At 72.2% G+C, this 21782-nt stretch carries 22 protein-coding genes and 1 tRNA gene; 12 read left to right on the top strand and 11 right to left on the bottom strand.

Annotation, left to right across the window (positions count from 1 at the left end; genetic code table 11):
- Positions 1–80: 80 nt before the first annotated feature.
- From FH608_RS19735 to FH608_RS19760, 6 genes are all read left to right on the top strand, one after another.
- Entirely contained in the window at positions 81–1796 is a 1716-nt protein-coding gene (locus FH608_RS19735; RefSeq protein ID WP_139632024.1) for a serine/threonine-protein kinase, read from the top strand.
- A gap of 21 nt (positions 1797–1817) precedes the next feature.
- Entirely contained in the window at positions 1818–3164 is a 1347-nt protein-coding gene (locus tag FH608_RS19740) for a protein kinase family protein (protein WP_139632025.1), read from the top strand.
- Between the two features lie 49 nt (positions 3165–3213).
- Positions 3214–4308 carry a DUF2510 domain-containing protein gene (locus tag FH608_RS19745; protein WP_193318519.1) on the top strand — a complete coding sequence of 365 codons (1095 nt, stop codon included), beginning with the start codon at positions 3214–3216 and terminating at the stop codon, positions 4306–4308.
- 68 nt (positions 4309–4376) lie between these two features.
- A complete protein-coding gene (gene orn, locus FH608_RS19750; RefSeq protein ID WP_139632027.1) occupies positions 4377–4970 on the top strand; it encodes an oligoribonuclease in 594 nt (197 codons plus the stop codon).
- A gap of 68 nt (positions 4971–5038) precedes the next feature.
- A tRNA-His gene (locus FH608_RS19755) sits at positions 5039–5114 on the top strand.
- A gap of 180 nt (positions 5115–5294) precedes the next feature.
- The gene (locus FH608_RS19760; protein ID WP_139632028.1) at positions 5295–5519 is read left to right on the top strand and encodes a helix-turn-helix domain-containing protein; all 225 of its coding nucleotides are present in this window, start codon (positions 5295–5297) and stop codon (positions 5517–5519) included.
- A 6-nt stretch (positions 5520–5525) separates the two neighbouring features.
- Here the strand turns inward: FH608_RS19760 and FH608_RS19765 are convergent, their stop codons facing one another.
- Both FH608_RS19765 and FH608_RS19770 read right to left on the bottom strand, forming a co-directional pair.
- Entirely contained in the window at positions 5526–7076 is a 1551-nt protein-coding gene (locus FH608_RS19765) for an FAD-dependent monooxygenase (protein ID WP_139632029.1), read from the bottom strand.
- Positions 7066–7710: an acyl-CoA-like ligand-binding transcription factor gene (locus FH608_RS19770; protein WP_139632030.1), complete on the bottom strand. Its 645-nt coding sequence runs from the start codon at positions 7708–7710 to the stop codon at positions 7066–7068. The genes FH608_RS19765 and FH608_RS19770 overlap by 11 nt, the downstream gene beginning before the upstream one ends.
- A gap of 100 nt (positions 7711–7810) precedes the next feature.
- Between FH608_RS19770 and FH608_RS19775 the strand changes: the two genes are divergently transcribed.
- Entirely contained in the window at positions 7811–9031 is a 1221-nt protein-coding gene (locus FH608_RS19775) for an NAD(P)/FAD-dependent oxidoreductase (protein WP_139632031.1), read from the top strand.
- On the opposite strand, the gene lat is transcribed toward FH608_RS19775, so the two are convergent.
- The 3 genes from lat to FH608_RS19790 form a co-directional block, all read right to left on the bottom strand.
- Positions 9021–10295, bottom strand: coding sequence for an L-lysine 6-transaminase (gene lat / locus FH608_RS19780; protein ID WP_139632032.1), 1275 nt, complete (start codon positions 10293–10295; stop codon positions 9021–9023). The genes FH608_RS19775 and lat overlap by 11 nt on opposite strands.
- A gap of 180 nt (positions 10296–10475) precedes the next feature.
- Positions 10476–11123, bottom strand: a complete 648-nt coding sequence (gene trhA, locus FH608_RS19785; protein WP_139632033.1) for a PAQR family membrane homeostasis protein TrhA — start codon at positions 11121–11123, stop codon at positions 10476–10478.
- Between the two features lie 48 nt (positions 11124–11171).
- Positions 11172–12683 (bottom strand): penicillin-binding transpeptidase domain-containing protein, encoded by a 1512-nt coding sequence (locus FH608_RS19790; RefSeq protein WP_193318520.1) that lies wholly within the window; start codon positions 12681–12683, stop codon positions 11172–11174.
- 71 nt (positions 12684–12754) lie between these two features.
- Here FH608_RS19790 and FH608_RS19795 point away from each other — a divergent pair, with 71 nt between their 5' ends.
- The 4 genes from FH608_RS19795 to FH608_RS19810 all read left to right on the top strand — a co-directional run bounded on the left by FH608_RS19795 (position 12755) and on the right by FH608_RS19810 (position 15501).
- Positions 12755–13576, top strand: a complete 822-nt coding sequence (locus FH608_RS19795; protein ID WP_139632376.1) for a spermidine synthase — start codon at positions 12755–12757, stop codon at positions 13574–13576.
- 95 nt (positions 13577–13671) lie between these two features.
- Positions 13672–14601 carry an SPFH domain-containing protein gene (locus tag FH608_RS19800; RefSeq protein ID WP_139632035.1) on the top strand — a complete coding sequence of 310 codons (930 nt, stop codon included), beginning with the start codon at positions 13672–13674 and terminating at the stop codon, positions 14599–14601.
- A 5-nt stretch (positions 14602–14606) separates the two neighbouring features.
- Positions 14607–14855: a hypothetical protein gene (locus FH608_RS19805; protein WP_139632036.1), complete on the top strand. Its 249-nt coding sequence runs from the start codon at positions 14607–14609 to the stop codon at positions 14853–14855.
- Positions 14842–15501, top strand: coding sequence for a GPP34 family phosphoprotein (locus tag FH608_RS19810; protein WP_139632037.1), 660 nt, complete (start codon positions 14842–14844; stop codon positions 15499–15501). The genes FH608_RS19805 and FH608_RS19810 overlap by 14 nt, the downstream gene beginning before the upstream one ends.
- Here the strand turns inward: FH608_RS19810 and FH608_RS19815 are convergent.
- The 3 genes from FH608_RS19815 to FH608_RS19825 are packed head-to-tail and all read right to left on the bottom strand — an operon-like array spanning position 15483 to position 18411.
- Positions 15483–15914 carry a GNAT family N-acetyltransferase gene (locus FH608_RS19815; RefSeq protein ID WP_139632038.1) on the bottom strand — a complete coding sequence of 144 codons (432 nt, stop codon included), beginning with the start codon at positions 15912–15914 and terminating at the stop codon, positions 15483–15485. The genes FH608_RS19810 and FH608_RS19815 overlap by 19 nt on opposite strands.
- Positions 15915–15941: 27 nt before the next feature.
- Positions 15942–16637, bottom strand: coding sequence for a response regulator transcription factor (locus FH608_RS19820; protein WP_139632039.1), 696 nt, complete (start codon positions 16635–16637; stop codon positions 15942–15944).
- Positions 16630–18411, bottom strand: coding sequence for a sensor histidine kinase (locus tag FH608_RS19825; RefSeq protein ID WP_139632040.1), 1782 nt, complete (start codon positions 18409–18411; stop codon positions 16630–16632). The genes FH608_RS19820 and FH608_RS19825 overlap by 8 nt, the downstream gene beginning before the upstream one ends.
- Before the next feature lie 163 nt (positions 18412–18574).
- Here FH608_RS19825 and FH608_RS19830 point away from each other — a divergent pair, with 163 nt between their 5' ends.
- Positions 18575–19987 carry a serine hydrolase gene (locus FH608_RS19830; protein ID WP_139632041.1) on the top strand — a complete coding sequence of 471 codons (1413 nt, stop codon included), beginning with the start codon at positions 18575–18577 and terminating at the stop codon, positions 19985–19987.
- Between the two features lie 13 nt (positions 19988–20000).
- Here FH608_RS19830 and FH608_RS19835 read toward each other — a convergent pair whose 3' ends face one another.
- From FH608_RS19835 to FH608_RS19845, 3 genes are all read right to left on the bottom strand, one after another.
- Positions 20001–20567, bottom strand: a complete 567-nt coding sequence (locus FH608_RS19835) for a superoxide dismutase family protein (protein WP_193318521.1) — start codon at positions 20565–20567, stop codon at positions 20001–20003.
- A 95-nt stretch (positions 20568–20662) separates the two neighbouring features.
- A complete protein-coding gene (locus tag FH608_RS19840; RefSeq protein ID WP_139632043.1) occupies positions 20663–20923 on the bottom strand; it encodes a 4a-hydroxytetrahydrobiopterin dehydratase in 261 nt (86 codons plus the stop codon).
- A gap of 9 nt (positions 20924–20932) precedes the next feature.
- Positions 20933–21781: a carbohydrate ABC transporter permease gene (locus FH608_RS19845; protein ID WP_139632044.1), complete on the bottom strand. Its 849-nt coding sequence runs from the start codon at positions 21779–21781 to the stop codon at positions 20933–20935.
- Between the last annotated feature and the right edge of the window lies 1 nt (position 21782).

Genomic DNA, 21782 nt, shown 5'->3' on the forward strand with positions numbered 1-21782 from the left:
AGCGGGAAAGCGGTTCCCTCTGGTTAAGCTACGGCCGATTGATGAGGGTGGGGGCCCGGAGTTCTCAGAGGGGAACCGTTATGTACGGTGATGGGCAGTGGGGGGTCCCCGGCTACACCGAGGTCCGCGAGCTGGGCTCGGGAGCCGCCGGCCGGGTGGTCCTGGCCACGCGCGACTACGACGGCGTCGAGGTCGCCATCAAATACCTCAGTGACGAGTTACGGTCCGACGTGGGGTTCGTCGCCCGCTTCCGGCACGAGGCGAGGCTGCTCGGCACGCTCCAGAGCCAGTACCACGCCCGGCTGATCGACTACGTCGAGAGCGGCCAGGGCGCGGCCATCGTCATGGAGCTGATCAACGGGGTGTCGCTGCGCGAGATCCTCAGGTCCGAGGGCCCGACGGGTCCCGAGGCGGCGCTGACCGTGCTCAAGGGCTCGCTCCAGGGTCTGGCCTCGGCGCACGCGATCGGCGTCGTGCACCGCGACTTCAAGCCCGAGAACGTGATGGTCGAGGGCGACGGCACCAGCAAGCTCGTGGACTTCGGCATCGCGGTCAGGACGGGCGAGGGGGCGAGCGTCGCCGGCACGCCGCCGTACATGGCGCCCGAGCAGTGGTCGGGCGAGCGCCCGTCGCCCGCGACCGACGTGTACGCGGCCACCGTCGTGTTCTTCGAGTGCCTGACCGGCACCCGGCCCTTCCGCGCGTCGAACCTCGCGGCGCTGGCCCGCCAGCACCAGAGCGCGCAACCCCCGGTGGACGAGGTGCCGGAGCCGCTCCAGGGCCTGGTCGAGCGCGGCCTGGCCAAGGACCCCGCCGACCGGCCGCCGACCGCGGAGGCGTTCCTGACGGAGCTGGAGGCGGTCGCAGCCGAGGCGTACGGGGACGACTGGGAGGAGCGCGGGCGCCGCCGCCTGGCCGCGCTGGCGGGCCTGCTGGTCCTGCTCTTCCCCAGCTCGCTCAGTGAGCCCGCCCAGGTGCAGACCTCGCTCGCCGAGACCCGCTTCCACGAGCCGGTCCGCGCTCTCAGCAGGCTGCCCGCCAAGCTCGCGCTCGGTGCCGGCGCCGTCGGCGTGCTGGTCGCCGTGGCCGTGGTCATCGCCAACGTCGCGGCCGACAAGCCGGCGCTGCGGGCGCAGACCAGCACGGTCGCGCCCACCACGGCCGTCCCCGCCACGCCGGAGCCGGCGGAGCTTGAGGAGACGGAGGAGCCCGAGGAGCCGACGCCGGCCCCCGAGGAGAGCACGCCGGAGGAGAGCACGCCGGAGCCGGCGCCCACGGAGAGCGCCGCGCCGCCGCCGGTCCGGCCGACCGCGAGCGCGCGGCCCACCCGGAACCGGACGCCCACGCCCACGCCGGTGAAGACGCCCGTGAAAACGCCGGCGAAGACCCCGGTGAAGACCCCGACGCCTCCCCCGGACCAGCCCAAGGTCCTCCACTCGGCCGACGTGCCCAGGGGCAACCGGCCGCCGTCCTCGTCCGCTCCCGCGCCGACGCCCACGCGCACGGTGCCCACGACCCGGCCCACCCGCCCCACGACCCGGCCCACCGAGCCGACGACCGAGCCGACCAAGCCCACGCAGCAGCCGAGCGAGACCTCCGGCACCGGTGAGGACCCCCGCACGGGCGAACCGACGGGAGACGTACCGGGAGACCCTGAGCAGCCGCCGCGCATCAACCGCGCGAACGAGCCCAGCGCCGCCGCTCTGATCGCCTTCGGGCTGATGACGTCCGGCGCGGTTCCGGTCACACTGGCGGTGAGACGCCGCAGGGCGGGACGCCACAGAAGCCAGCGCTGACACGCACCGGGGGGGACGGCGATGAGCAACCCTGGACACGGTATCGCCGGATTCCGGCTCACCGAGCACACCTGGGTGACCGAGCTCGGCAACTGGATCGACGCCATCTCACCCGACGGCCGCAGGGCGGGCGCGCTGCTGTTCGATCCGCAGATCATCGGCCTGCCCGGCGTGCGCGACCGCGTGGTGCACGCGGTCATGACCGACCAGCGGCTCGTGCTGGGCGGGCTGACCGGGCTGATCCCGGTGGCGGACGTGGTGGCGGCGGGCGATCAGGTGTGGCTGCTCACCGGGCAGGCGGTCAGCCCGACCCTGTCCGAGGTGCTGGCCGCCGGGCCGATCGACCCGGCCGGCGCGGTCTCCGTGCTGCTGCAGACCGCTCAGACGCTGCTCGCGCTGCACGCGTCCGGGGTGACGCACGGCTCCGTGCATCCGGGCACGGTGGTGATCACGGCGGAGGGGGCCGCGCTGCTGTCCGAGCGCGGGCTGTCCGACGCCATCCGCGGCCGCTCCTCGCCGCGCGAGCGGGACGCGGCCGGCTGGGCCTCCCTGGCACGCGGCCTGGCCGCCTCCTTCGGGCACGAGCAGCGCGGGCGGGCCGAGGTGCTGGAACGCGCCGCGGCCATGTCCGGGACCCTGGGGCTCGCCGCGGCCCGTGACCTGCTGGCCGGCGAGCCGGCCGCGCGCGACGGGCTGGCGCGGGCCGCCCGGGGACGCTCGGCGTTCGCGCAGGCGCGGGCGCACGCGCAGCCGTCCGTGCCCCCGCCCAGGGACGAGGGCGACATCGTCACGCTGCTGCACGTCCCCGGCCACTCCTCGCAGCCCGGGCCGCCCGTGCAGTTCGGGCCCGGGATCGGCACGCGGGAGCAGCAACCGGAGACCACGGCCGAGCGGATCTGGCGCTCCGGGCGCGACCAGGCCGCCACCGCCCACCGCCCCGGCGACAGGCTGGTCAAGGCGGCCCGGTCGCGGCGGCGGCGCACCATCCTGTCGTCGGTCGTCTTCGCCGCCGTCATGGCGGGGGCGGTCCTGGCCTGGCTCTACGCGGGCGACTCCCCGGACCTGGCGGTCATGTCGGTCGACGTGGCGGCGCCCAAGAAGACCCAGGGGTGCGGCAAGTCCGTCCTGATCACCGGCACCGTCGTCACCAACGGGGCGCCCGGCCAGATCACGTACGAGTGGCGCAAGAACCTGGACAAGGGTGTCATCAAGGGCACTCTTCGCACGAAGCCGGACCAGACGACGTACCAGGTGCCGTTCCGGTGGACGTTGCAGGGCAAGAGCAGCGTCAAGGCGACCGCCACGCTGCGGATCCTCACGCCGGGCCCGGCACGCTCGGCCAAGGCGAGCTTCACGTACAAGTGTTGATGCCTGCCCAGCAATGCATAACAAAGCGGTTCTTACTAATCTGGCGAGCATGAGCACGCAGACCCCCGCGGGCTGGTACCCGGACCCCTACGGAGAGCCCCAGCTCCGCTGGTGGGACGGCGACCAGTGGACCGACGCCGTGCACGCGCAGCAGCCGGGCTCCGCTCCCCAGCCCCAGCAACCGGGCTCCGGCCCGCAGCCGCAGTCGAGCCCCGACTGGTCGGCGACGCCCGCGAACCCCACGCTCCAGTACGGCCAGCCGACGTTCGGCCAGCCGGCCTACGGCCCGCCCGGAGCGTCCGGACAGCAGGGGCCGTCCTCGCCGCAGGGGCCGTCCCCCCAGTGGGGCGGTCCGGGCGGTCCTGGCCAGGGCTTCGGCGCACCGCCGCCGCCCAAGCAGGGCAACCCGCTGCCGTGGGTGTTCGGCGGGCTGGCCGCGCTGGTGGTGATCGCGCTCATCGTGGTCGGCGGGATCTTCGTGGTCAACAGGTCCGGCTCCGGCACCGCCGCGCAGCCGACGGACACGTACGAGGAGCAGCAGCCGCCTGGCAACGACCCGCCGACGGACCAGCCGCCCGGCCAGAGCACGTTCAAGCCGCCGCAGCCGGTGGACGGCCGCCTCACCGACGCGCGGGCCGGGGTCTCGTTCGAGGTGCCCAACGGCTGGACGGTGGCGCCGCCCGGCGACATGTACGGCTCGAGCCCGGTCCAGCAGCTGTGGTCGGGCGGGGTGCAGGCCACCGCGCAGGAGAACTACAACGGCCAGGGCGACTGGATAGGCAACGTCTACACCGGCGTGCTCAGCGAGCTCTATCCCTATGCGGGCGCCTCGGGGCTGGGAGAGACGGCCAAGACGGTCCTCGTCGACTTCTCCACCAAGTACTACCAGCTCGCCCACACGACCAAGGTCGTGCAGGACAAGGCGATGAAGCTCGGCGACAAGGACGCCTGGGTGCTGCAGTTCGAGCTCGACTTCTCGAAGGTCTCGGAGGAGAAGGGCTACAAGTGGAAGAAGGAGAACGGCGCGGTCGTGCTCATCGATCGTGGTGAGGGCCGGCGGCCGGCCATCGTGTACGCCTCCGTACCCGACAATCTGGGCACAGACGTGCTGAGCAAGGTTCTCAGCTCGCTCAAGCCCGCCTGATCGGTGGCACTAGGCTGGTGGAGTAACAAGCGGGCGGATTGCTCCGAGCCGCTGGGCGAGGAGATCGTATGAGTGATTTGCTGGTCTGGATCGACTGCGAGATGACCGGGCTCGACCTGAGCCGCGACGCGCTCGTCGAGGTGGCGTGCGTCATCACCGACAGCGAGCTCCATCAGCTGGACGAGGGCGTCGACGTGGTCATCAAGCCCCCGCCGGAGTCGGTGGAGCAGATGTCCGACGTGGTGCGCGAGATGCACACCGCCTCGGGGCTGCTGCCAGAGCTGGCCGGGGGGGTGACGCTGGCGGAGGCCGAGTCGCTGGTGCTCGACTACATCCGCCGGCACATCCCCGAGGCGAAGAAGGCGCCGCTGTGCGGCAACTCGATCGGCACCGACCGCACCTTCATCGCGCGCGACATGCCCGGGGTCGACGGCTATCTGCATTACCGCATGGTCGACGTGTCGTCGATCAAGGAGCTGGTCCGCCGCTGGTATCCCCGGGTCTACTTCGCCGCGCCCGAGAAGCAGGGCGGGCACCGGGCTCTGGCGGACATCACGGAGAGCATCAGGGAGCTGCGCTACTACCGCGCGGCCGTGTTCGTGGAGCAGCCGGGGCCCGATTCGGCGACCGCGAGATCGCTCGCCGAGCGTGTCAGCGGCTAAAGGAGTGGCGTAAAGACTCCCGAACCCCGCTACACTTTTCCTGTGCCGTCACGCGGGGGCGGCTCATGGTGGGTGTAGCTCAGTTGGCAGAGCGCCAGGTTGTGGTCCTGGATGTCGAGGGTTCAAGTCCCTTCACTCACCCCAAGGCGAACGGCCGGTCCTTCTGGACCGGCCGTTGTCGTTTCTCTCGACGATCGCCGCAAACACTTCTCCCGACAACCGCCCCAAAACACGACATTGCGGGTTATGCTCGCTGTCTACCGCTAACGCCGGAAGCACGGGGGCCATCGGCGATCTGACCGTCTGCGCGCCCCCGGAGGCCGGATGAGAGTCGACGACGCAGCGTTCGATAGCGTGTTCACGTCGCTGAGCAAGCGAGAAGCCGAGGTCATGGACCTGATAGCGACCGGCCAGTCCAACGGCCAGATCGCGCGGCGGCTGTTTCTCAGCGAGAAGACCGTCAAGAACCACGTCAACCGCATCTACGCCAAGCTGGGCGTGGACTCGCGGGTGACGGCGATCGGGCTGTGGCTGTCGCGCCAGGAGTGAGCCGGGTCAGCCGAACCAGCGTTCCAGGGCCGCCTGGAGGGCCTTGAGCTCGTCGGGGCCGGGCCGGGGCGAGGACGACGCCCAGGCCACGTAGGAGTCGGGCCGCAGGAGCAGGGCGGTGGCCGCGGGAGCCGGCGACTCGGGGCAGGCCGTGACGAGGTCCACCGCGGACGCGTGCCGTCCCGCGAGCGCGCCGGTCAGGGCCGCGTCCTCGGTCAGGTCCAGGAGCAGGGGGCGCGCGGTCCGCGTCAGCTCGGCCAGCCGTACGGGCCCGTCCGGCGTCCGCAACGTCAGGTCCGGCGCGAACAGGCCGGCCAGCGGGTGGGCGCCTGGCTCGCCCATGTCGTAGCGGACGTCGGCGCCCGCGACGAGGCCGGCGAGGTGCCGCACGGTGTCCGGGTAGCCGAGCAGCTCGGCGAACAGCTCGCGCAGCGCGGTGACGTCCTCGCCCGGCCCGATCAGCGCGGCCTGCGCCTGGGAGCTGACGATCACGCGGCGGGCGGCCTGCCGGCGCTCGGTCTCGTAGCTGTCCAGGAGCCCCGCCGGTGCGTCGCCCCGCAGCTCGGCGGCGAGCTTCCAGCCGAGGTTGACGGCGTCCTGCAGCCCGAGGTTGAGTCCAGGCCCGCCGGAGGACGCGCCGTACACGTGGGCGGCGTCCCCGACCAGGAACACGCGCCCGGCGGAGAACCGGTCGGCCACCCGGGTGTTGCCGCCGGTCAGCCGGCGCAGCACGTGGGGCCCCTCGCCGGGCGGCGGGCCGAGCGGCACGTCGGCGCCGAGCACCCGGGCGGCGCTCTCGCGCAGCTCGTCCAGGCTCATCGGGGCGTCGATCGGGGGCTGGTCCCACTCGGTGGTGCTGATCAGCGGCGGCCGGCCGGGGAAGGGGGCGTACGCGAACCCGCCCCGGTCGGTGCGGTGCGGCAGGAACGGCGGGACGGCGCCGTAGCCGGGCACGTCCAGCGCGCCGCTGACCGGATCCACCCACTCCTCCGGAACGGTCGCGTGCGCGCTCCGCACGGTCGTCCGGTCGTACGTGGTGCCGGGGAAGCCGATGCCGCACGCCTTGCGGGTGACGCTGTGCGCCCCGTCCGCGCCGACGAGGTAGCGGGCACGCAGCCGGTACGCCCCGTCCGGGCCGGCGACGTCCACGCCGACCGACTCGTCGTCCTGGGCCAGGCCGGTCACCTCGTGCCCGCGCCGGATCTCCACGCCCAGCTCGCGGGCGCGCTCCTCCAGCACCTCCACGATGCGGGCCTGCGGCACCGCCAGGCCGTGGACCGGGCTGTCCTCCAGGAGGCTCAGGTCCATGCTCATCGCGGCGAACATGAAGTACGCGGAGTTGGGGCGCGGCGGCTCCGGGCTGCCGGACAGGCGCTCGTGCAGGCCCCGGTGGTCGGCCATCCGCACGACCTGGCCGAGCAGGCCGTTCGCCTTGGGCTCGGCGCTGGGCGCGGCCAGGCGCTCCAGCACGACGGCGCGGACCCCGGCCAGGCTCAGCTCGCAGGCCAGCATGAGCCCGTTGGGGCCGCCGCCGGAGATGACGACGTCAATGACCACTGTTCTCTCCTGATTCGGTGGGAAGGGGAAGGCCCGCCGCGAGCCGCCCGAACACCTCGCGCAGCACCGGGCCGAGCGGGGTGGGCGACTCGGCGTGCAGGCAGTGCTCGATGGCCACGGTGCTGCCGGCGCCGATCACCGCGGCGACCAGTTTGGGGTAGATGTCGTGCTCGGGATCGGTGCCCGTGCGGTCGGCGACGGCCCTGGCCAGCTCGTCCTGGGCGGACGCGTTGGCCTTGAGCAGCTCGCCCTGGAGCGCCGGCTCGGCGAAGAGCAGCCGCACGCCGTCCCGCCAGCGCCCGAACTCCTCCTCCCCGGCGTCGGCGCTCCCGGCAGGGGCGAAGTTGGCCTGCACCGCGTGCACGATCGACGTCCACAGGGGCTCGCCGGCCGGGGCGGCACGGATGTCGTCCGCGATCCGCAGCGTGCGCTCGACGTGGCCGGCGGCGATGGCCTCGGCCTTGCCGGCGAAGTAGTTGCGGAACGTGCGCACGGACACGTTGGCCGCGGCGGCGATGTCCTCGATGGTGACGTTGTCCCAGCCGCGTTCGAGGCACAGGCCGATCGTGGCGAGGCTGAGCGCGGCGCGCGTCTGCCGCTTCTTGCGTTCGCGCAGCCCTGAGCTGTTCGGCATGGCAGCACCGTAGCAAATTCTGCCGAAAAGGCAAAAATACCTTTCCGGCAAGAAAGTCGGGCTGTGGTTTAAGTGCCGCCGCCGGGGCCAGGGACCTGACATGGTGCAGAGACCGCGAGTCGTGGTGGTGGGGGCCGGGTTCGCCGGGCTGGCCGCCACCAAGGAGCTGGCCAGGACGGGGGCGCTGGTGGCCCTCGTCGACCGCAACCCGTACGCGACGTTCCAGCCGCTCCTCTACCAGGTGGCCACCGCCGGGATGGGCACGGCCGACGTGTCGTACCCCATCCGGACGTTCGCCGCCAGGTGGCCCAACGTGCGGGCCCGCCGGGCCACGCTGAGCAAGATCCTGCCGGCCGAGCGGCGGGTGGTGTTCGACGACGGCAGCGGGCTCGACTACGACTACCTCGTGCTGGCCACCGGCGTCACCACCAACTGGCTCGGCATCGACGGCGCGCGGGACAACGCGCTGCCGATCTACTCGCTCGCCGACGCGGCGGCGCTGCGCCGCCGGCTCCAGCACCACCTGGAGGACACCGCGGCGGGCCGTCGCAAGAGCACGCACGTCGTGGTGGTCGGCGCGGGGGCGACCGGCGTCGAGATGGCGGGGACGCTGGCCGAGCTGCGCCGGCGCACGCTGCCGCTGACGCATCCCGAGATCACGGCGGGGCAGACCAGCGTGACGCTGGTGGAGCGGTTCGACTTCGTGCTCTCGCCGTACAAGCCGAGGTTGCGGGACGCGGCGGCGCGGGCGCTGCGCAAGAGAGGCGTGCAGCTGCGGCTCGGCGCCACGGTGGCCTCCGTCGAGCCGGACGCGGTGGTGCTGACGGACGGCACGCGGCTGCCGAGCGACATGACCGTGTGGGCGCTCGGCGTCACCGCGCCCGACCAGGTGGGCGACTGGGGGCTGCCGCAGGGCAGGGGCGGCCGGATCACGCTCACCGAGGCGCTCAACGTGCCAGGACATCCCGAGATCTTCGTGGCCGGGGACCTGGCGGGGCAGCCCGACGCGCTGCCCCAGCTCGCCCAGCCGGCGATCCAGATGGGCGAGCACGTGGCCAGGCAGATCATCGCCGCCGCGCAGGGCAGGCCGGCGGAGGCGTTCTCGTACCACGACCCGGGCATCATGGCCACCGTCGGCAAGGCGGAGGCCGTGCTCCAGCTGTCCAACGGGCTGACCATGCGCGGGCTGCCCGCCTGGCTGGTGTGGATCTTCGTGCACGTGGCCTACCTGCTGGGCGGGCGCAACCGCGTGAGCGTGCTGCTCAACTTCTTCTGGCGCTACATCGGCCCGCGCCGCACGGCGACCAGCGTCACGCAGTAAGCGCCTCCGACAGCGCCTGGAGGCCGTGCTCGACATCGGCCTCCGGGATGTTCAGGGCCGGGCGCAGGCGTACGGAGCGCGGGCCGCAGGGCAGCACCAGCACGCCGTGCTCCTCCCGCAGCCGGGTCACCAGCGCGTCGCGGGCGGCCTGGTCGGGCAGGTCGAACGCGCACATCAGGCCCCTGCCGCGGACGTTGGCCATGGTCTCGGGACGCTCGGCCTCCAGCTTGGTGAGGCCTTCGAGCAGCGCGTCGCCGACCACGCCGGCGCGCGCGATCAGGCCGTCACGCTCGACGATCTCCAGAATGCCGCGGCTGCGCACCATGTCGACCAGCCCGCCGCCCCACGTGGAGTTGATGCGGCCGCTCTGCTGGAACACGTTGTCGGTCACGAGGTCGACCCTGCGCCCCGCCATGATGCCGCCCACCTGGACCTTCTTCGCGAAGGCCACCACGTCGGGGGCCAGGCCGAGCTGCTGGTACGCCCACGGCGTGCCGGTCGTGCCGCCGCCGGTCTGCACCTCGTCGAGGATGAACAGGGCGTCGTACTCGTGGCACATGGCCTGCATCGCCCGCAGGAACTCGGGCCGCATGTGGTTGTCGCCGCCCTCGCCCTGGATGGGCTCGGCGATGAAGCACGCGATGTCGTACGGGTGCCGCTCGAACGCCTCGCGCGCCTGCGCCAGCGCCCGCTCCTCGGCCGCCTCCACGTCGCCGAAGTGGATGGCCGGCACGTCGATCCGCGGCCAGTCGAACTTCGGGAAGCGGTCCGTCTTGCCCGGCTCGGTATTGGTCAGGCTCAGGGTGTAGCCGCTGCGGCCGTGGAAGGCCCTGGTCAGGTGCATGACCTGGGTGCCGAGGTCGCGGGAGCGCCCGGCGGCCTCGTTGCGGCGGCTCTTCCAGTCGAAGGCGGTCTTGAGCGCGTTCTCGACGGCCAGGGCGCCGCCCTCGACGAAGAACAGGTGCGGCAGGTCCGGGTCGCCGAGCACCCGGGCGAAGGTGTCGACGAAGTCGGCCAGGTGCTCGGTGTAGATGTCGGGGTTGGCGGGCTTGTTCCTCGCGACCTGGCCGAGCAGCTCCGCGAAGTCGGGGTCGAAGGGCGGGTTGACGCCGAGCGGCGCGGAGGCGAAGAACGTGTAGAAGTCCAGGTAGCGGCGGCCGTTTCGGGCGTCGACGAGCCACGAGCCGCGGCTGAGCTCGAGATCGAGCACGAGGCGGTATCCGTCGACGAGCAGGTGGCGGGCAAGGCGGGCGTGTACGTCCATGGAGGCTCCACGTGCGTCGGCTGGCGTAGGTTCCTTTGTCTGAGGTGGGCATCTACAAAAAATTTACGGGATACCTACCCCGGAAGTGAAGTTCTTCACGTGGAACGCCGGACCGATCTCAGCGAAGTCACCCATGCCGGTCTCTTTCCGCTCAGCGCCCGGAAAGAGACCAGCGCGCGGTCAAATGTGCGAATAGACCACGATCGACACCGCGATGTACTGCACCAGGTACGCGGCGACGGTGAACGCGTGGAAGACCTCGTGGAAGCCGAACCAGCGGGGCGACGGGTCCGGGCGGCGCAGGCCGTACACGACGGCTCCGGTCGAGTAGAAGACGCCGCCGACGGCCACCAGCACGACGGCGGCCACGCCGGCGCCCGCGAGCAGTTGCGGCATCACGAAGATCGCCGTCCAGCCCAGCGCCAGGTAGAGCACGGTGTAGAGCCAGCGCGGCGCGCCCATCCAGAACACCCGGAACAGCACCCCGGCCAGCGCCCCGCCCCAGATGACCGACAGCACCGCGACCCGGGCCGCCCCGTCGAGCGCCAGCAGGGCGAACGGGGTGTAGGTGCCGGCGATGATCAAGTAGATGTTGGCGTGGTCGAACCTGCGCAGGGCCTCCGCCAGCCGCGGCCCCAGCGTGCCCCGGTGGTAGGTGGCCGAGATCCCGAACAACAGGCCCGAGGTGACGGCGTAGACGGCGGCGGCCAGGCGCGCCTGCAGGGTCGGGCCGAGCGCCACGAGCACGAACCCGGCGACCAGGGCCACGGGCAGCGCTCCGGTGTGCAACCAGCCGCGCAATCTGGGCTTCACGGTGATGGCTGTCATGAAACCTACGGTACCGTAGGTTAGCGACGAGCCCCTTGCGGCGGGGGGTCAGAGGCCGTTGAGCAGGCGTTCCGCGATGGGCACCGCCGCCTGGCGGCCCGAGCCGCCATGCCGGACGAACACGCAGAAGGCGAGGTCGTCGCGGTAGCCGATGAACCACGCGTGCGACTGCTCGCCCTCCACCTCGGCCGTGCCCGTCTTGCCGGCCACGCCCGCCGGCAGCCCCATGTCCGCCGCCGTGCCATGGTCCACCACGGCGGCCATCATGCCCCTGAGCGCCTCCACGACCTGCGCGTCCATCGGCACGTCCTTGAACGGGAGGCCGTCGATGCGGCGTACCTCCGCCTCCGACAGCAGCCTGGGCGAGCGCCACGTGCCGCTCTGCACGGCGGCGGCGACCGCGGCCATGCACAGCGGCGTGGCGACGACCTGCCCCTGGCCGATGGCGTCCGCGCCGAACATGTCCGGATCGTCCGTGTCGGGCATGGTGCCGCAGGAGCCGCCGATACCGGTCGTGATCGGGCGGCCGAAGCCCCACGTGTCTGCCGTCTCCCGCAGCTGGTCCGCGGTGAGCCTGGTGGTGGCCTGCTCGACGAACGTCGTGTTGCAGGAGTAGGCGTACGCGTCGGCGAAGCTGACCAGGCCGCGGTCCACCTCGCCGTCGTTGTGGAAGGGCCGGTGGAAGGGGATCGTGTACGTCCCGGGGCACCGCACCTGCGCCGCCGGGTCGAGCCCGTTGCGCAGCAGCGCCGCCGCCGTGATCGTCTTGAAGACGGACCCGGGCGGGAAGACGTCGCGCACGGCGCTGTAGTTGTCCTCGAGGCGGTCGGCCAGCGCGAGGATCTCGCCGGTGCTCGGCCGGATGACGACGACCGCGGAGTCCTCGACCCCGTCCAGCGCCCTGGCGGCGGCGGCCTGCACGTGGCGTGAGAGCGTCGTGCGCTCGACGTTGGCCTCCGGCCGGTGGACCAGCAGCTGCCTGGCGGGCTGCCCCGGCACCTTCGAGACCAGCTCCCAGCCGTGGCGGACCCGCGCGAACTCGGGTTCGAGCGCTTTGAGATAGGACTCCGCGTAGCTGTCGTGGGGGATCTTGTCACCCTCGCTGGTGACCAGCTCGGCCCCCGAGACGTCGACCTCGTCCAGCTCCAGCGTGCCGCCGTCCTTGAGCAGCGGGTGCAGCGTCTCGGGCGCCCATAACACCTTCCAGGCCCGGTCCCGCACGCCGAGCCGCAACGTGCCGGCGAACGGCCAGTCCCCCAGCTCGGTGAGCCGGCGCACCCCCGCGAACGGCACCTCGGCGGCCTCCTCCCCCGTGCTCCGCAACCGTCCGGGGGTCAGCGTGACGGACTCGACGTGCAGCTCCTCCGTCAGCCCGTGGTGCCTGGCGGCGAAGTCGTGCGGCGGCCGGTAGACCAGGCGCGCCATGCCCCCCACGTCGCCCCTGCGCCACGCCTCGAAATACGCCGCGGCCGTCCCGGACGCGCTGCCCTTGACCCGGTAGGACACCAGAACGGCGAAAGCGCCCGCCCCAACTACCGCGACAAGTGCGATAACGAGCACAATCAGCCTTCGTCGTCGCATACGGTTTCTCCCAGGAGGGGATCAGCGTGGCACGTGGACAGCGGGAACCGATGCCCGGCCGGTACCCGGTGACGTTCGGCGAGGTCGAGCTGCTCCGGGACCTGGACCGGCAGGACGGCTGGGTGCTGTCCAAGGATGGCGTACCTCAGTCGTACGTTGATCTACAAGACCCGACATTTCTGGAATTTGAGTATGTACGACTCATGGCGGATGTGATCGACCTTCTGCCGGAAGGGCCGCTCAGCTGTGTCCACGTCGGCGGGGGCGCCTGCACCATCCCCCGCTACGTCGCCGCCACCCGCCCAGGCTCCCGCCACATCGTCATCGAGCCCGACGGCCTCCTGGTCAACCTGATACGCGAGCAGCTCGACCTGCGCTCGGTGCCCAAGCTGAAGGTCATCGTGGCGGGCGGCAGGGAGGGCACCGCCAGGGTCTGGGACGCCTCGGCCGACCTGGTGGTGCTGGACGCCTTCACCGGGGCCACGATGCCCGTCGAACTGGCCACGGCCGAGTACATGGGAGACCTCGCCAGGGTCCTCCGGCCGTCCGGCACCCTGCTGATCAACCTGGCCGACGGCAAGGGCCTCGCCTTCGCCAGGCGCCTGCTCGCCACCGTGACGGGGACGTTCGGACACGTGGCCCTGCTCGCGGAGCCGGGTGTGATGCGCGGCCGCCGCTTCGGCAACCTCATCGTGGCGGCCTCCCGTACGAGCCTGCCCGTGGACCTGCTGACGCGGCGCGCGGCGGGCGGCCTCACGCAGGCCAGGTGCGTGCACGGAGAGGCGCTGACGAACTTCGTCGCGGGCGCCACCCCCATCAGCGACGGCGACCCCGTCCTCGCCCCGGTCCCCCCGCCGGCCGTCTTCGGCTGATCCGGGATCCCCTCGCGGTCCTCACCTCTTCCCGCTGTGCGCAAAAAGTGATATCACTTTGCTAGCACACCATATCGGGGAGAGAGGACGAAGCCATGACGGAGACATCGGGCGGGGTCGCGTTCGAGGGGACCGTCGTTGACATGCCCGCGCCGCACACCAGCGAGCGGCCCATCAGGGCCGCCAACGGGTGGGCCATGCTGGGGATCGCGACGGTGCTGGTCCTGGGCGGTCTCGCGGTGCTCGTCTGGGGCATCGCCGGGCAGGGCCTCTGGGTGGTCGCGCTGGGCTGCCTGGCGATCCTCGTCGGGCTGGCGCTGCTGCCGGGGCTCACGGCGGTGGCGCCGGGCGAGGCGCGGGTGGCGCAGCTGCTCGGCCGGTACGTCGGCACCCTGCGCACCCCCGGCTTCCAGTGGGTCAACCCGATCACCGCGCGGCGGCGGGTCTCCACGAGGATCCGCAACCACGAGACGGACGTGACGAAGGTCAACGACGCGGACGGCAACCCCATCCAGATCGCGACCGTGGTGGTCTGGCAGGTGCGGGACACCGCGCAGGCGGTGTTCGAGGTGGACGACTTCGTGGAGTTCGTGGCCATCCAGGCGGAGACCGCCGTGCGGCACATCGCGGGCAGCTATCCGTACGACGCGCACGGCGAGCCGAGGCTGTCGCTGCGGGACAACGCCGACGAGATCAACGAGCGGCTCTCGGCGGAGATCGGGGCGCGGGTGGCTCCCGCCGGGGTGAAGGTGATCGAGTCCCGCATCGTCCACCTGGCGTACGCGCCGGAGATCGCCCAGGCGATGCTGCGCCGCCAGCAGGCCGGAGCAGTGGTCGCGGCCCGGCAGCGGATCGTCGAGGGCGCGGTCGGGATGGTCGAGTCGGCCCTGGCCAAGCTCGCCGAGGACGACGTGGTCGAGCTGGACGAGGAGCGCAAGGCGGCCATGGTCAGCAACCTGCTCGTGGTGCTGGTCGGCGACCGCGACACCCAGCCGGTGATCAACGCCGGCACCCTTTACCAGTAACAGCCGTGGAGCGGAAGAAGATCCTGCTGCGGCTCGACCCGGTGGTCCATGACGCGCTCGCCAGGTGGGCGTCCGACGAGCTGCGCAGCACGAACTCGCAGATCGAGTTCCTGCTGCGCAGGGCGCTCTCCGAGGCCGGCCGCCTGCCCGACGGCGTGGGGCGGATGCGCCCGCGCGGGCGGCCGAGGAAGGAGCCCGGCGAATCAGCCGGGAACGGCGGCGACGAAGAGGAGGCGACAGGTGAATCCGGATGAGTCCCTGCCGAGGGCGGCCTTCCTGCTGGCCTTCGACCTGCGTAAAGAGCGGCTGACCGACCGCGGCGGGCTGGGCTGCCTGCTGCGGGCGGCGGCGCTCGCCGAGCTGGTGATGCGTGGCAACCTGGCCGACCAGGCCGGCTGCCCGCGGGCGCTCCACCCACCGGCCGATCCCGGCCCGCTGCAGGCGGCCCTGTGGGAGCAGGTCGCCGGCTCGCCGCCGCGGTCGTGGCGGCACTGGATCCGCAAGGACCGCTCGCGCGCGTTCCGCCTGGTCCGTGACGAGCTGGAGGCGGCCCACCTGATCCGCGTGGAGCGGCGGCGGCTGCTGCTGTTCACGGTCGAGCGGATCACGCCGTGCCGGCCGTACCTGTCGCGCAGGCTCGCCGAACGGGTCGGGCGGGCGGTCAGTGGCGGGCGGCCCGGGGGCCGTCTGGGCGAGGACGTGCGCGTCCTGGCCGCGCTGGCCACGGCGGCCCGGCTCGACGTGGCCATGCCCAAGCCGGAGTGGCACGACCACCCGCGCGGGGCCGCGGCGCTGACCGAGCCGGTCGAGCCGGTCGCCACGTCGCTGCGCAGGAACCTCGACGCCGCCGCGATGGCCGCCACCGAGGGCTTACGGCCGCCCTACAGGTCCTTGGCGTAGCAGCGGACCAGCGGCTGCCCGACGTACCTGCCGTAGGGCTCGGTCAGCTGGTAGCCGGAGCTCTCGTAGAGGGCGATGGCCTCGGGCTGGCGCAGGCCGGTGGCCAGCCGCATCCGTTCGTACCCGAGCCCGGCCGCGAACTCCTCCAATGCCTTCAGCAGCGACCTCGCGACGCCGCGCCCCCGGTGCCCCGGGAGCACGAACATGCGCTTGAGCTCGCTGGTCCCGCCCTCGCCCGGCTGCACGGCGGCGCAGCCGGCGGCGACCTCGTCGATCACGGCCACCAGGAACCTGGCGTCGGGGTGCACGCTGGAGCGGCCATCGGGGCCGTACCTGGCGACCAGTTCGGCGAAGGCCGCGTCGAGCAGGGCGGCGAGCTCGGCGTCGGCAGGGGCGCGTTCGACAATCAGCATGGCGGCAAGCGTAGAACGCCGCCTGGATCAGGGTCCGTCCGGGCCGAGGTAGGCGAGGACGGCGGCCACCCGCCGGTGCACGTCCCCGCTGTTCTCCAGGCTGAGCTTGGTGAAGATGGAGTTGACGTTCTTCTCCACCGACGAGATCGACAGGTGCAGGGCCCTGGCGATGGCCGAGTTGGAGCGGCCGTGCGCCATCTCCCTGAGCACGTCGCGCTCGCGTCCGGTCAGCTCCTCCCGCTGTCCCCGCACGTCGCGCCGGGCCAGCAGCCCCTCCACCACCTTGGGGTCGATGACCGAGCCGCCCGAGGCGACCGCCCTGATCGCGCCCAGCAGCTCGTCCAGGTCGCCCACGCGGTCCTTGAGCAGGTACGCGTACCCCTCGGTGCCGTGCTTGAACAGCTCGAACGCGAACAGCGCGTCCGAGAACTGCGACAGGACGACGACCCCGACCGCCGGGTGGGCGGCGCGGATGCGGTGGGCCGCGTCGATGCCCTCGAAGCCGGGCCGCCAGTCGCCGCCGGGCATGCGGATGTCGGTGATCACGACGTCGGGTGCGAGGCGGCGTACGGCGTCGAGCAGCTCGTCGGCGTCGCCCACCGCGCCCACGACGCTCACCTCGCCCGACGTGTCGAGCAGCCGGCGGGTGCCCTCGCGGACGAGGTAGTGGTCGTCCGCCACCACTGTGCGGATCGGTGGGCGAATGGGCGCGTGCTCAGGCATCGGCCGGCACCCACGCGGTCACGCGCGTCCCGTTCCCCGGCGAGCTGTCCACGGCCAGGCCGCCGCCGAGGGCGCTCAGCCGGTCGGACAGCATCGCCAGCCCCCTGCGGCCCGTGACGGCCGGGTCGAAGCCCTTGCCGTCGTCGGCGACGGTGGCGCGCAGGCGGCCGCCGTCCTGCGCCAGGCGCACGTCGATGGCGGCGGCGCCCGCGTGCTTGAGCGCGTTGGCGACCGCCTCGCTCACGGTGAAGTACATGGCTCCTTCGATCTCGTCGGGGAAGCGCGTGGACCGCAGGGCGGCGGGAGCGCTCACCGTGGTGTGGACGGGCAGGCGGGAGCAGCGCTCCTCCACGGCCTCCACCAGGCCGCCCTGGCTCAGTACGGACGGGTGGATGCCGGCCGCCAGCTCGCGCAGGTCGGCGAGCGTCTGGCGGGCCTGGTCGCGCAGCTGGGCGAGCGCGTCGGGGCCGGCGCCCGTGGCGCGGGCCAGCTCCAGCCCGGCGATGAGGGCGACGAGCTGCTGCTGCACGCCGTCGTGGAGGTTGCGTTCGAGGCGGCGGCGCTCGGCCTCCTGGGCGTTGACCAGGCGGGTGACCAGGCCGGCGCTCTGGATGGCCAGCCCGGCGGGCACGGCCAGGGCTTCGAGGAGCCGCCGGTCCTCGTTGGTCAGCGAGCGGGTCAGGGAGCGAGCCGGCGAGCCGGCGGCCAGCGGCGGGCCGCACTCGATCCGGCCGAGGCCGCCGCGTACCGGCACCTCCAGCACCGCCGCGCCCTCCTCCCGGCCGGCGACCACGCGCCGGCCGTCGGCCAGCGCCACCGCCGCCCACCTGACCTCCAGCCCGGCGCGTACGGCCGCAGCCAGCCGCCCGAGCAGCTCGACGGGCTCGGGGCCGTCGTCGAGCGCCGTGCCGAGGTCGGACAGCACCTCGTCGACCGTCGGCCGCACGTCGAACACCAGGAGCAGCCGCGACCCCCGGATTCCGACCCTGACGTCGAACAGGCGATGCCGCACCACCGCCACCGCGATGGCCGTCGGCAGCGACCCGATCATCGCCAGCCCGCCCAGACCTCCGACGGCCGTGGGGAGCGGCCCGGCCGTCGCCAGGCTCCCGCTCGTCATCCCCGCGCCGATGAGCGCGAGGATCATCACGCCTCCCGCGCCGGACGCGGCCACGCCCCCGACCATCCAGGCGTACTGGCCGCGCTGCGCCGGAGCGCTGCGCCGCCACCGGACCACGAGCCCGGCGAACACGATCAACGCCATGATCCAGGTGGTGAGCTGCCCGACGGCGGACATGAGCATGCCCGGCAGCGAGGTGAACCGCAGGTCGTACATGCTGCCGGTGATCGTGGCGCTCCCGGCGGCGTGCAGGGCGACGGCGACGCCCGAGATCCACGCGACGGGCCGCCAGCGGCGCGAGGGCAGGTGCCCGTCGGGGAAGAGCAGCGGCACGAAGATCCAGCTCAGGCCGTAGAACACGGCGAGGACGGGCGCGACGCAGGCGATCAGGAACTCCGGGAGGTCGGTCAGCGAGAGCCCCGCCCCCAGCGTGCTGAGACCGAGGCACAGCCCGTTGACCAGCAGCAGCCAGGCGTAGCGGTCTCCAGGGCGGCGCACCGCCAGCAGCCCGCCCAGCACGGGCAGGATCAGGCAGAGCGCGATGAACACCCACTGCCCGGCCGGGGTCGACCCTCCGCCGATCAGCACCGTGCCGGCCACGGTGCCCGCGATCGCCGCCGTCGCCAGCAGGCCGGCCACCAGCCTGGAACTCATAGACCCCCATCGTCGCGACCGTTCCGGAGAGCGTCTATGAGGTTATCCGCATATTTCCGGCGGTCTTCCTCACCTGCGAGAACGGTGGCCCGCTTGGTGGTGGGCGCCCCCTGGAGAGCGGTTCGCTTGGGGGACCAGAAGCCGAGTTCAGGAGGAATCTTCCATGTCGAAGCCCGCCCGCCTGCTGGCCGCGGCCCCGCTGGCGGTCACGGTGGCGGTCACCATGACGGCCTGCGTGAGCCGGCCAGGTACGGCCGAGGCCGCCGCCACGCCCGCCCCCGCGGCCACGTCCGCCGCCGCATCCGCCACCCCCACGCAGGTCGCCCCCACCCGCACCGCTGCCGCGCCCGAGATCCCCGACACGCCCGCGGGCCGGCAGCTGCGCTGGCTGCTCGACGCCCTCACCCGCGCGCCCGTCCCGGACAGCGAGCTGGCCGGGCACTTCACCGCCACCTTCCTGGAGAACATCCCGCCCGAGCAGATGAACCAGGTGCTGGTGGCCTTCAAGGGCCTGCGGCTGGAGCAGATCACGAAGTCGCAGGATCGGGAACTCGTGGCCCTGGGCACCGCGGGCGGCGCGCCGTACGAGATCTCGCTCTCCGTGGACGCCACCGGCCTGATCGACTACCTGCGCTTCGGCACGCCGAAGGCGCCGGCGCCCACGAGCTGGGCCGAGCTGGACGAGCGGCTGGCCAAGGTGGCGCCGGAGACCGGTTTCCTGGCGGCCGAGGTGACCGGGCACGGCACCTGCCGCCCGGTGCACGGCGTCGCCCGCCGCACGGCCCGCCCGCTCGGGTCGATGTTCAAGCTGTACGTGCTGGGCGCCGTGGCCGAGCGCATCCGCGGGGGCGCGTTCGGCTGGGACACCGAGCTCACGATCACGCCCGAGCTGAAGAGCCTGCCGTCCGGGGAGCTCCAGGACCGCCCGGACGGCAGCAAGGTCACCGTCCTGGAGGCCGCCAAGCTGATGATCTCCATCAGCGACAACACCGCCACCGACCTGCTGATCCACAAGGTGGGCCGCAGGGCGGTCGAGCGCACGATGCGGGCGTGGGGCGGGCACGACAGGCGCAACGTGCCCTTCCTGACGACGAGGGAGCTGTTCGTGCTCAAGGGCGCCGACTACCCCCGTTACGCCAAGCGCTACCTGTCCATGAGGACGCCGCAGCGCCGCGCGTATCTGGACAAGGTCGTCGGCAAGGTGCCGCTCTCCGACATCACGCCCTGGACCTCGCCGCGCGCGCTGGACACGCTCGAATGGTACGGCTCCCCCACCGACGTCTGCGAGGCGTACGCCCACCTCGCCAAGCTGCCCGACGAGCACGTCGGCGAGGTGCTGTCCATCAACGACGCCGGGCTCGGGCTGGACAGGGGCCAGTGGCCGGCGGTCTGGCACAAGGGCGGCTCGGAGCCGGGCGTGTTCGACATGAGCTTCCTCGCCCGCTCCTCGAACGGCAGGACGTACGTCGTCACGGCGATGGCCGGCGACCCGGCCAAGCCGCTGGACCAGACGCGTCTGGGCCCGGAGCTGCTCGGCCTGGTCCGCGGCGCGTTCACCCTCGTCAAGACGCGCTGACCCGCGGCGGGAGCTACGACGCCTTCTTCAGCGTCAGACAGGCCACCCTGGCCCCGGCCTCGCCCACCTGCGGCCCCGCGGTCTTGGTGGCCTTGGCGTGGATGACGAGCGAGCGGGGCAGCTCGCCCGGGTCGAGCGCCCAGTCGTTGCGCGCGGTCGCGCGGCCCGCCCCCTCGCCGTTGGTGGTGAGGTCGAGCCAGACCTCGCTCTTCGGGCTGACCTCGCCGGGAACGTGCTGGTAGTGCGGGCCGGCCGCGTCGGGCTTCGTGCCGCAGGGCTTCTTGTGGAGATGGGCGCCGTAGTGGTGGTTGGGGAGCATGCCCTCGACCACCAGGGAGGTGCGGGTCGTGTTGTCGGACGACTCGACGGTGGCGCTGGCCTGGGCGCCCTTCGGGGCCAGCTTGCGGTCGTAGACGATGGCGGAGGTGTCGGAGGTGGTGAACTCCCCCGAGCCGGACAGCTTGATCCCCCCGGTCGGCGGGGCCTCGCTGGGGTCGGCGGCGAAGCCCTGCGGCGAGGCGGGCGGGCCGCCCGCGCAGGCCGCGGTGAGCATGATGAGCAGGAGTGCGGGCACGCGCATGAAACCCTCCATGGTTCGAGCCCCTACGGCATGCGGGCTCAGGAAGGCCACCCACTCTAACGAGTAACCGTGCTACTACGCTGCGTATTCGGAACTCAGGCGCCGTGTCTCGCGGCGATGTCGTCGATGACGGCCGCCAGCGTGAAGTCGAGGTCGGTCAGGCCGCCCGCGTCGTGCGTGGTGAGGGTCAGGTGCAGCGTGCGCCAGCGGATGTCGATGTCGGGATGGTGGTTGAGCTCCTCGGCCCGTACCGCGATCTCGTCGACGATGCGGATGGCGGTGGGGAAGTCGGGCGCGGTGACCGTGCGCCGGAGCTCGTCGCCCTCCCGCCGCCACTCGGGCAGATTGGTGTCCATGACGTCACGCTACTTCAGCGCCCCCGCGCCGAGCCCCGACTGGATCTGGCGCTGGAAGATGATGTAGACGACCATGACCGGCAGGATCGTCATGCTCAGCGCCGCGAACAATCCCGGCCAGTCGGCCTCGTATCCCGCCAGCGTGGAGATGCGGGCGATGCCCTGGGTGAGCACCCACTTGTCCGGGTCGCCGGCCAGGAGCACCAGCGGCAGGAGGTACTGGTTCCACTGGCCGAGCACGTTGAAGATCGTGATGCTGACCAGGCCCGGCTTGGCCATGGGGACCATGATCTGGAAGAACGTGCGGGTGTGCGAGGCGCCGTCGATCCGGGCGGCCTCGGCCACCGTCTCCGGCAGTGTCCGGAAAAATGCTGCTAAGAAGAACACCGTGAACGGGAGCGAATAGGCGATGTAGACGAGGATGAGGCCGATGTGCGAGTCGAGCAGCCCGAACTGCTTGACCACGAAGAAGAGCGGCCCGAGCGCCAGGAACACCGGGAAGGCCAGCCCGGCCACGAAGTAGTAGTAGATCAGCCGGTTCCCGGCGAACCGGTAGCGCGCCAGCACGTACGCCGCCATCGACCCGAACACCATCGTGCCCGCCGTCCCGAAGAAGACCACGATGACGGTGTTGAACATGTAGCGGCCGATGTGCGCCTTGTCCCAGGCCCTCCCCCAGGAGTCCAGCCGCAGCGCGCCGGGCAGCTGCAGCGGGTCGCCGAAGATCTCGGTGTTGCTCTTGAACGACGCCAGGAACGTCCACAGCAGCGGCAGGATGATCAGCAGCGCCCAGACGGCCAGCGCGATGTGCGAGAGCCCGGCCAGCACGCTCCGGCGCGGGGGGTCGTTTCTGGCCATC

Origin of the sequence: Nonomuraea phyllanthi (assembly GCF_006334985.2) — a bacterium.
Classification (GTDB): Bacteria; Actinomycetota; Actinomycetes; order Streptosporangiales; family Streptosporangiaceae; genus Nonomuraea; species Nonomuraea phyllanthi.

Excerpts from the sequence above, each read along its gene's own strand:
- FH608_RS19835 (WP_193318521.1), bottom strand. The coding sequence starts at position 20,567 with ATGCGCGTGCCCGCACTCCTGCTCATCATGCTCACCGCGGCCTGCGCG.
- FH608_RS19830 (WP_139632041.1), top strand. The coding sequence starts at position 18,575 with ATGTCGAAGCCCGCCCGCCTGCTGGCCGCGGCCCCGCTGGCGGTCACG.
- FH608_RS19840 (WP_139632043.1), bottom strand. The coding sequence starts at position 20,923 with ATGGACACCAATCTGCCCGAGTGGCGGCGGGAGGGCGACGAGCTCCGG.
- lat (WP_139632032.1), bottom strand. The coding sequence starts at position 10,295 with ATGGACGTACACGCCCGCCTTGCCCGCCACCTGCTCGTCGACGGATAC.
- orn (WP_139632027.1), top strand. The coding sequence starts at position 4,377 with ATGAGTGATTTGCTGGTCTGGATCGACTGCGAGATGACCGGGCTCGAC.
- FH608_RS19770 (WP_139632030.1), bottom strand. The coding sequence starts at position 7,710 with ATGCCGAACAGCTCAGGGCTGCGCGAACGCAAGAAGCGGCAGACGCGC.
- FH608_RS19825 (WP_139632040.1), bottom strand. The coding sequence starts at position 18,411 with ATGAGTTCCAGGCTGGTGGCCGGCCTGCTGGCGACGGCGGCGATCGCG.
- FH608_RS19745 (WP_193318519.1), top strand. The coding sequence starts at position 3,214 with ATGAGCACGCAGACCCCCGCGGGCTGGTACCCGGACCCCTACGGAGAG.
- FH608_RS19760 (WP_139632028.1), top strand. The coding sequence starts at position 5,295 with ATGAGAGTCGACGACGCAGCGTTCGATAGCGTGTTCACGTCGCTGAGC.
- FH608_RS19845 (WP_139632044.1), bottom strand. The coding sequence starts at position 21,781 with ATGGCCAGAAACGACCCCCCGCGCCGGAGCGTGCTGGCCGGGCTCTCG.
- FH608_RS19800 (WP_139632035.1), top strand. The coding sequence starts at position 13,672 with ATGACGGAGACATCGGGCGGGGTCGCGTTCGAGGGGACCGTCGTTGAC.
- trhA (WP_139632033.1), bottom strand. The coding sequence starts at position 11,123 with ATGACAGCCATCACCGTGAAGCCCAGATTGCGCGGCTGGTTGCACACC.
- FH608_RS19735 (WP_139632024.1), top strand. The coding sequence starts at position 81 with ATGTACGGTGATGGGCAGTGGGGGGTCCCCGGCTACACCGAGGTCCGC.
- FH608_RS19775 (WP_139632031.1), top strand. The coding sequence starts at position 7,811 with ATGGTGCAGAGACCGCGAGTCGTGGTGGTGGGGGCCGGGTTCGCCGGG.
- FH608_RS19820 (WP_139632039.1), bottom strand. The coding sequence starts at position 16,637 with ATGCCTGAGCACGCGCCCATTCGCCCACCGATCCGCACAGTGGTGGCG.
- FH608_RS19815 (WP_139632038.1), bottom strand. The coding sequence starts at position 15,914 with ATGCTGATTGTCGAACGCGCCCCTGCCGACGCCGAGCTCGCCGCCCTG.
- FH608_RS19740 (WP_139632025.1), top strand. The coding sequence starts at position 1,818 with ATGAGCAACCCTGGACACGGTATCGCCGGATTCCGGCTCACCGAGCAC.
- FH608_RS19795 (WP_139632376.1), top strand. The coding sequence starts at position 12,755 with ATGCCCGGCCGGTACCCGGTGACGTTCGGCGAGGTCGAGCTGCTCCGG.